Raw genomic sequence first — 8,883 nt, 5'->3', positions numbered from 1 at the left:
GCGGTCGGAAAGTATGGCGAGCGTCTCCAAGTGTTCCTCACTTGCAGCCTACGATTGTCTTCAATGCTAAAGTCCATCCCTCGATTTTGCTTTTCCCAAGGAAGCCGTTATGCCGGATGCGACGTCCCTCAGTGCTGGATTCATGGTGGTTCACGGCAACCGTCTGGATGAGCTGCGCAGCCTGGTTGTCAGCTGGATGCGCCGTTACCCGCTGGCTCCCCTGGAAAACGAAATCGCCCTGGTACAAAGCAACGGCATTGCCCAGTGGCTGAAACTGGCGCTGGCTGAAGACCCTGAAGACGACGACATGGGCGGTTGCGGCATCGCTGCCGCTATTGATGTGCAGCTTCCCGGTAGCTTCATGTGGCAGCTCTATCGCATGGTCCTGGGCAAAGACGAAATCCCGCCCAAGTCCCTGCTGGATAAAGCCCCACTGACCTGGCGTCTCATGCGCCTGTTGCCGGAGCTGATCGATCAGCCCCATTTCGAACCCCTGCAACGCTTCCTGACCCACGATACGGATCTGCGCAAACGCTACCAACTCGCGGAACGCCTCGCCGACCTGTTCGACCAATACCAGGTCTACCGTGCCGACTGGCTGGAAGATTGGGCTGCCGGTCGCCATCAACTGCGCAATGGCCGTGGCGAATCCAAACCTTTGAGCCCGGCCAACTGCTGGCAAGCCGAACTATGGCGCGCCCTGCTGTTGGACGTAGGAGAGGAAGGCATGGCTCAAAGTCGCGCCGGAGTTCACCAACGCTTTATCGAGCGCATCAATAGCCTGGAGCAGGCACCGATAGGCCTGCCCTCCCGCGTGATCGTCTTCGGCATTTCCTCCTTGCCAGCCCAAGCGCTGGAAGCCCTTGCCGGCCTCGCCCGTTTCAGCCAGGTGCTGCTGTGTGTGCACAACCCTTGTCGCCATCACTGGTCCGACATCGTCGCCGACAAAGACCTGCTCCGAAACGAATACAAGCGCCAGGCACGCAAGGCCGGAATGCCGGTCACCATCGACCCGCAAACCCTGCATCAGCACGCCCACCCGCTGCTCGCTGCCTGGGGTAAGCAAGGTCGCGACTACATCAACCTGTTGGACAGCTACGACGACCCCAACAGTTACCGCTCGGCATTCCGTGACGGTCGTATCGACCTGTTCAGCGAGAGCGAGCCCACCACCTTGCTCAACCAACTCCAGGACGACATCCTCGAACTGCGCCCCCTCAACGAAACCCGTGAACTCTGGCCAAGCGTCGACCTGGCGCGCGACACTTCCATTCGCTTCCACATCGCCCACAGTGCCCAACGCGAAGTTGAAGTTCTTCACGACCAGTTACTGCAGCGCTTCAGCGCCGACCCCACGCTGCGCCCACGGGACATCATCGTCATGGTCCCCGACGTCGACAGCTACGCGCCGCATATTCGCGCCGTATTCGGCCAGCTTGAAAGAAGCGACCTACGCTTCATTCCGTTCACGCTTACGGACCAGGGCCAGCGCGGCCGCGATCCGTTACTGATCGCCGTCGAGCACCTGCTCAAGCTCCCGGACAGCCGCTTTCCGGTCAGCGAAATCCTCGACCTGCTCGACGTCCCGGCACTGCGGGAACGCTTCGCCATCAAGGAACGCGACCTGCCGACCCTGCACCGCTGGATCGAAGGCGCCGGTATCCGTTGGGGCCTCAACGCCGAACAACGCGCCGGCCTCGGCTTGCCCCAGGAGCTGGAGCAAAACAGCTGGCGGTTCGGCCTACGTCGCATGCTCCTGGGCTACGCCGTTGGTACGGGCTCTGCCTGCGATGGCATCGAGCCGTACGATGAAATCGGCGGCCTCGATGCGGCCTTGATCGGCCCGCTAGTCGCACTGCTCGATGCGCTGCAAGATGCCCACCAGGCACTTTCGCAACCTGCCGCGCCGACAGAGTGGGGCGAGCGCCTGCAAAACCTGATGCAGTTGTTCTTCCTCCCGAGCAACGAGCACGACGACTACCTGTTGGGTCAACTCGAGCAACTGAGAGAAACCTGGCTGGAGACCTGCGAGTCCGTCGGACTGCATGACGAATTACCCCTGACCGTAGTCCGCGAGGCCTGGCTGGCAGGCCTCGACCAAGGCCGGCTGTCCCAGCGCTTCCTCGCGGGAGCTGTCAATTTTTGTACCTTGATGCCCATGCGCGCGATCCCATTCAAGCTGGTTTGCCTACTTGGCATGAACGATGGCGACTACCCACGCGCACAACCGCCGCTGGACTTTGACCTGATGGGCAGCGACTACCGCCCAGGCGATCGGTCACGCCGCGAAGACGATCGCTACCTGTTGCTCGAAGCCCTGCTCTCCGCCCGCGACCAGCTCTACATCAGTTGGGTCGGCCGCAGTATCCGCGACAACAGTGACCGCCCGGCATCGGTCCTGATCGGGCAGTTGCGCGACCACATTGCCAGCGGCTGGCACACCACCAGTGGCGAACCACTCCTGGAAGCCACCACCCAGGAACACCCGCTCCAGCCCTTCAGCGCCCGCTACTTCCATGAAGGTGACGAGCTGTTCAGCTACGCCCGCGAATGGCAGTTGCTCCACGCAATCCCGGACAGCCTGCCCGATACCGGCAGCCTCGCACCCTACACCCAGGAAGAACCGTTGAGCCTTGGCCAACTGCAAGACTTCCTGCGCAACCCGGTCAAACACTTTTTCAGCCAGCGCCTGAAAGTGTTTTTCGAAGCCGCCGAAGTCCCGCTGGAAGATGAAGAACCCTTCGTCCTCGATGCACTGCAGCGCTATAGCCTGAGCGACAGTTTGCTCACGGCGGCACTCACCCGCCCCGACAACCTCGACGAAGCCCTCAACGCCCAGGCCCTGCGTCTGCAAGGCAGTGGCTTGTTGCCGATGGTTGGTTTCGGCGAATGCCTGCGCAAAGAACTGATCGAGCCTCTGCCCGACCTGTTGCAGCGTTACCAGCAACTCCTGGCACTCTGGCCCACTGCGCACACCAGCGCCGAACCGATCAGTTTTGAGCATCAAGGCATCCAGCTGGAAGGTTGGATCAGTGGCCTGCATCAACGCAGCGATGGCGGCTTTCTAAGCGTCACCGCCATCCCCAACAGCATCGGCTCGATCAAGACCCGTAAGTGGCATCGCCTGATTCGCCCATGGGTCAACCACCTGGTGGCCTGTGCCTGCGGCCTTCCGTTAAGTACCGGCCTGGTCGCCAGCGACGACACACTGCTATTGGCCCCACTTGAGCAAGCCACAGCCCGGGAGCTCCTCGGCAACCTGCTGCTCGCCTGGAAAACCGGCATGAGCGAACCACTGCCGGTCGCCGTTAAAACCGCATTCGCCTGGCTCGGTCAAACCGACCCGGCCAAAGCGCAAGCCGCCGCCAGCAAAGCCTACGAAGGCGACGGCCAAACCAGCGACGGCGAGCGCCGTGAAAGCCCTGCGCTCATCCGACAGTTCCCCGACTACGCCGCCTTGATGGCTAGCGAAGAGTTCGAAGGCTGGTGCGAAACCCTCTATCGACCGTTGATCAACGCTCCCTGGCGATCACTCACCAGCGCGGAGGCCAGCGCATGAGCGGTACAAAACCCCTGGCCCTGGCCTTCCCGCTCAAGGGCAGCCAACTGATCGAAGCCAGTGCCGGCACAGGCAAGACATTTACCATCTCAGCGCTCTACCTGCGTCTGGTACTCGGCCACGGAGGGGACGAATCGGGCTTCGGCCGCGAGTTGCTGCCGCCGCAAATTCTCGTCGTGACCTTTACTGATGCCGCCACCAAAGAGCTGCGTGAACGCATCCGAATCCGCCTGGCAGAAGCCGCGCGTTTTTTCCGCGAAGAAATCGAAGAACCCGACGCGTTGATCGCCGAACTGCGCGACCAATACAGCCCCGCACAATGGCCCGGCTGCGCCAATCGCCTGGACATCGCCGCCCAGTGGATGGATGAAGCCGCTGTCTCGACCATTCACAGCTGGTGCCAGCGCATGCTGCGCGAGCACGCCTTCGACAGCGGGAGCCTGTTCACCCAGACCCTGGAGACCGACCACAGCGACCTGCTCGGCGAAGTGCTGCGCGACTACTGGCGGCTGTTCTGCTACCCGATGCACGACGATGCGCTGAACTGGGTGCGCAACAATTGGGGCGGCCCGGCGGCCCTGATGCCACGGGTACGCGCGCTGTTCGGCAGCGAGCGGCCCACGGATGAAACGCGTGACCCCGCCGAGCTGATCAACGAATGCCTGCAAGAGCGCCGCCAAGCCCTCGTCGCGCTCAAGGCACCCTGGCAACAATGGGCAGAAGAATTGCGCAACATTTGCCTGCAGGCCGTCGCCGCCAAAGCCGTCGATGGTCGCAAGATGCAAGCCCGTTACTTCGAACCCTGGTTCGAAAAAATCAGCGCCTGGGCAGCTGACGAGTCTCTCGAACAACTGGACATCGGCACCGGTTTCACCCGCCTGACCCCCGACGGCATGGCCGAAGCCTGGAAAGGCGAACCACCACGCCATCCGGGTATCGACGCCATGGCCAGTCTCAAGGCCAGCCTCGACGCCCTGCCAACGCCCGATGCTGCTGTGCTGCAACACGCCGCCGGCTGGGTGGGGAAACGCTTCGAAGAAGAAAAGCGCCGTCGCGCCGAAATGGGCTTCGACGACATGCTGATCCGCCTCAACGCCGCCCTGCAAGCCGACGGCGGCGAGCGTTTGGCCAGCGTGATCCGCGAGCAATTCCCGGTCGCCCTGATCGACGAATTCCAGGACACCGACCCGGTGCAATACAGCATCTTCGACAGCATCTACCGTATCGAAGAAAATCACCTCGACAGCGGCCTGTTCCTGATCGGCGATCCAAAGCAGGCGATCTACGCCTTTCGTGGCGCCGACATCTACACCTACCTGCGCGCGCGCCAGTCCACCACCGGCCGCCATCACACCCTGGGCACCAACTTCCGTTCGAGCCACGCCATGGTCGAGGCGGTAAACCACGTATTCCAGCGCGCAGAAAAAGGCCGTGGAGCGTTCCTGTTCCGTGAACCCGACGGTACGAATCCGGTGCCGTTCCAGTCGGTATTGTCCCAAGGCCGTAAGGAACAACTGCAGGTCAACGGTCAGACGTTGCCTGCGCTGAATCTCTGGCATCTACCCACCGACCAGCCGATCTCCGGCGTGCTCTACCGCCAACAGTTGGCCGCGTCCTGCGCCAGTCAAATCGTCGCGTTACTCAATGGCGGCCAGCAGGGAACTGCCGGATTCCTCGGCAAAGACGCTAGCTTCAAAGGCGTGCTGCCGTCAGACATCGCCATCCTCGTGCGCGACGGCAAGGAAGCCCAGGCCGTGCGCGGTGAACTGGCTGCCCGTGGCGTGCGCAGCGTTTACCTTTCCGATAAGGATTCCGTGTTCGCCGCCCAGGAAGCCCACGACCTGCTGGCCTGGCTCAAGGCCTGTGCCGAGCCGGACGTCGAGCGCCCACTGCGCGCCGCCCTGGCTTGCGTCACCTTGAACCTGTCGCTGCCCGAACTGGAGCGTCTGAACCAGGACGAACTGGCGTGGGAACAACGCGTAATGCAGTTCCGCGATTACCGTACGATCTGGCGCACCCAAGGCGTGCTGCCGATGCTGCGGCGCCTGTTGCACGACTTCAAATTGCCGCAAACCCTGATCACCCGCAGCGATGGCGAGCGGGTATTGACCAACCTGTTGCACCTCTCGGAATTGCTGCAACAGGCGGCCGCAGAGCTGGACGGTGAACAAGCGCTGATTCGCCATCTGGCCGAACATCTCGCGCTTTCCGGCCAGGCCGGTGAAGAGCAGATCCTGCGCCTGGAAAGTGATGAACAACTGGTCAAAGTGGTAACGATCCACAAATCCAAGGGGCTGGAATACGACCTGGTTTTCCTGCCGTTCATTTGCTCGGCAAAACCGGTGGATGGCAGCCGCCTGCCGTTGCATTACCACGACGCAAATGGCAAATCCCAGGTCAGCCTCAGGCCCACCGCCGAGTTGATCGCCCAAGCCGACGATGAACGCCTGGCCGAAGACTTGCGTCTGTTTTACGTGGCGCTGACCCGCGCCAAACACGCCTGCTGGCTGGGCATCGCCGACCTCAAGCGTGGCAATAACAACAGCTCGGTGCTGCACCTGTCGGCCCTGGGCTACTTGCTCGGCGGCGGCGCCGCACTTGGCGAGTCCGGCGGCCTGGCCCGCTGGTTGCTTGACCTGCAGGAAGGTTGCCCGGCACTGCATTACGCAGAAATGCCCGAGGCCGATGCGGTCGTATTCCACCCGCCGCGTAACGAAGCCACCTTGCTCGCGCCGCTGCTGCCCAAGCGCAAGGCGGCAGAAAACTGGTGGATCGCTTCCTACAGTGCGCTGCGTATCGGCGAGAGCATGAGTGCGGCGAGCCTCGAAGCGCCGGAAAGCCCACAAGCGCAGAAGCTGTTCGATGACGAACGCCTCGACCCGGATGCCCCACGCGAAGTGCCGGCTTCCGGTGGCGATATTCACCGTTTCCCACGCGGGCCGAATCCCGGCACCTTTCTCCATGGCCTGCTGGAATGGGCGGGCGGCGAAGGCTTCAATGTTACCCCGGAGGCCATCGAAGATGCGGTCGCCCGCCGCTGCAACCGACGCGGCTGGGAAGGCTGGATCGGCACACTCGGCGGTTGGCTCGGGCATCTGTTGCAAGCCCGGTTGCCGCTGGGCAACGGGCAGGTGGCCCTTAGCGAGTTGCGGCAGTACCAGATCGAAATGGAGTTCTGGTTTGCCAGCCACAAGGTCGACGTCCTCGCACTCGACAAACTGGTGTGCCAGCACACTCACAATGGCGTATCCCGCGTGGCCGCCGAACCGGTGCTGCTCAACGGCATGTTCAAGGGTTTTATCGACCTGACCTTTGAACACGAAGGCCGCTACTACGTGGCCGACTACAAATCCAATTGGCTTGGTCCCGATGATTCGGCCTACACACAGCAGGCCATGGAACTGTCGATCCTCGACCATCGTTACGACCTGCAATACGTACTTTACCTGCTGGCCCTGCATCGCCAGCTGAAGGCGCGGCTGCCGGATTACGACTACGACCGTCACGTCGGCGGCGCGTTGTACCTGTTCCTGCGGGGCACCCATTCCGCGAGCCAGGGCGCGTATTTCACCCGACCACCCCGGGAATTGATCGAAAGCCTGGACCTGCTGTTCCAGGGCAAACCGCTACCACCCAAGGCCGAGCCCGCCTGGGAACAAGGAGAGCTGCTATGAGCCTGTCGCCGTTACCGCTTAAGGAGCTGACGCCCCTCAGCCGCGCCGCCGACCTGGTGCAACTGCTCGATCTCTGGGTGCAGCGCGGCTGGTTGCGCGCGCTGGACAAGGCCTTTGTCAGCTTCCTCCACGAACTCGATCCGCAGGCTGATCCTTTAGTCCTGCTGGCCGCGGCCCTGACCAGCCACCAACTGGGCCATGGCCATGTATGCCTGGACCTGTTCGAAACCCTCAAGGCCCCGGATTTCGCTCTGTCGCTGCCACCCGAAGGCGATGTGCAAACCGGCGTCATGCTACTGCCATCACAGTTGCTCGACGGCCTGGACGGCGCCCATTGGTGCCATGCCCTGGCCGCCAGCCGTCTGGTGGCACTGGCCGTCGACGGCAGCGAGGAGGCGCAAAGCCGGCCACTGGTGCTGTCGGGCAAACGCCTGTACTTGCGCCGCTACTGGACCTACGAACGGCGTATCGACAGCGCTTTGCGCCTGCGACTCGCCACCCGGGAAAGCGTTGCCGCCGATCTGCCCGAACGCCTGAATCGCCTGTTCGACCAGGCCCCGCCAGACGGTGTTGTCGACTGGCAAAAACTCGCCTGCGCCTTGGCCACCCGCGGTGCATTCAGCATTGTCACCGGCGGGCCGGGTACCGGCAAGACCACCACGGTGGTGCGTTTGCTTGCGCTGTTGCAGGCCCCCGCCGTGGAAGCGGGCAGCGCGTTGCGCATCCGTCTGGCGGCGCCCACCGGAAAGGCGGCCGCGCGCTTGACCGAGTCCATCAGCCAGCAAGTGCTGTCGCTGAAAGTGCCTGATGCGGTGAAGGAAAAAATCCCGACCCAGGTCACCACCGTTCACCGTTTGCTCGGCAGCCGTCCCGGCACCCGACACTTCCGGCATCACATCGGCAATCCGTTGCCCCTGGACGTGCTGGTGGTAGACGAAGCCTCGATGATCGACCTGGAAATGATGGCCAACCTGCTGGACGCCTTGCCACCCCATGCTCGCCTGGTGCTGCTGGGTGATAAGGACCAGTTGGCCTCGGTTGAAGCCGGGGCGGTGCTGGGGGATTTGTGCCGCGACGCCGAAGCCGGTTTCTACAGCCCGCAAACCCGCCAGTGGCTGCAACAGGTCAGCGGCGAAGACCTCGACGGTAGCCACCCCTTGGCGCAACAAGTGGTGATGCTGCGTTACTCGCGGCGTTTCGGCGAAGGCAGCGGCATTGGCCAACTGGCCCGCTGGGTCAACCAGCAAAACCCTGAGCAGGCCCGCAAACTGCTGGCTGCCCGCAGCCATGCCGACCTGTTTTGCGTCAGCCTCAAGGGCGAGCACGACCATGCCCTGGAGCGCTTGGTGCTGGACGGCCATGGCGACGGTGCCCACGGTTATCGCCATTACCTGAAACTGCTGCAGACCGCGCGTCCGTCCCTGGAGACGCCACGGGATGACGAGGCCTGGACGCTCTGGGCGCAAAAGCTGCTGAAAGCCTTCGACGCCTTCCAGCTGCTCTGCGCCGTACGCAAGGGCCCATGGGGCGTGGAGGGCCTGAACCTGCGCATCACCGCCGCGCTGCTCAAGGCCCGGCTGATCGACAGCGACCAGCAATGGTACGAAGGACGCCCGGTGTTGATGACTCGCAACGATTACGGCCTGGGCC

The 8,883-nt window shown here is 62.9% G+C and carries 3 protein-coding genes; all 3 read left to right on the top strand.

The genetic code is table 11. The features are described 5' to 3' along the window. Nucleotides 1-109 precede the first annotated feature (109 nt). A complete protein-coding gene (recC, locus tag HX821_RS31415; protein ID WP_177037379.1) occupies nucleotides 110-3,559 on the top strand; it encodes an exodeoxyribonuclease V subunit gamma in 3,450 nt (1,149 codons plus the stop codon). Next, complete coding sequence (recB, locus tag HX821_RS31410) at nucleotides 3,556-7,233, top strand: exodeoxyribonuclease V subunit beta (protein ID WP_177010075.1); 3,678 nt, start codon at nucleotides 3,556-3,558, stop codon at nucleotides 7,231-7,233. The genes recC and recB overlap by 4 nt, the downstream gene beginning before the upstream one ends. Beyond that, the coding region (gene recD, locus HX821_RS31405) for an exodeoxyribonuclease V subunit alpha (protein ID WP_177037378.1) at nucleotides 7,230-8,883 on the top strand (1,654 nt) is incomplete at its 3' end. The genes recB and recD, both read left to right, overlap by 4 nt.

Origin of the sequence: Pseudomonas sp. B6001 (assembly GCF_013386015.1) — a bacterium.
GTDB lineage: Bacteria > Pseudomonadota > Gammaproteobacteria > Pseudomonadales > Pseudomonadaceae > Aquipseudomonas.
This window is presented reverse-complemented; position numbering and strand designations above follow the sequence as displayed.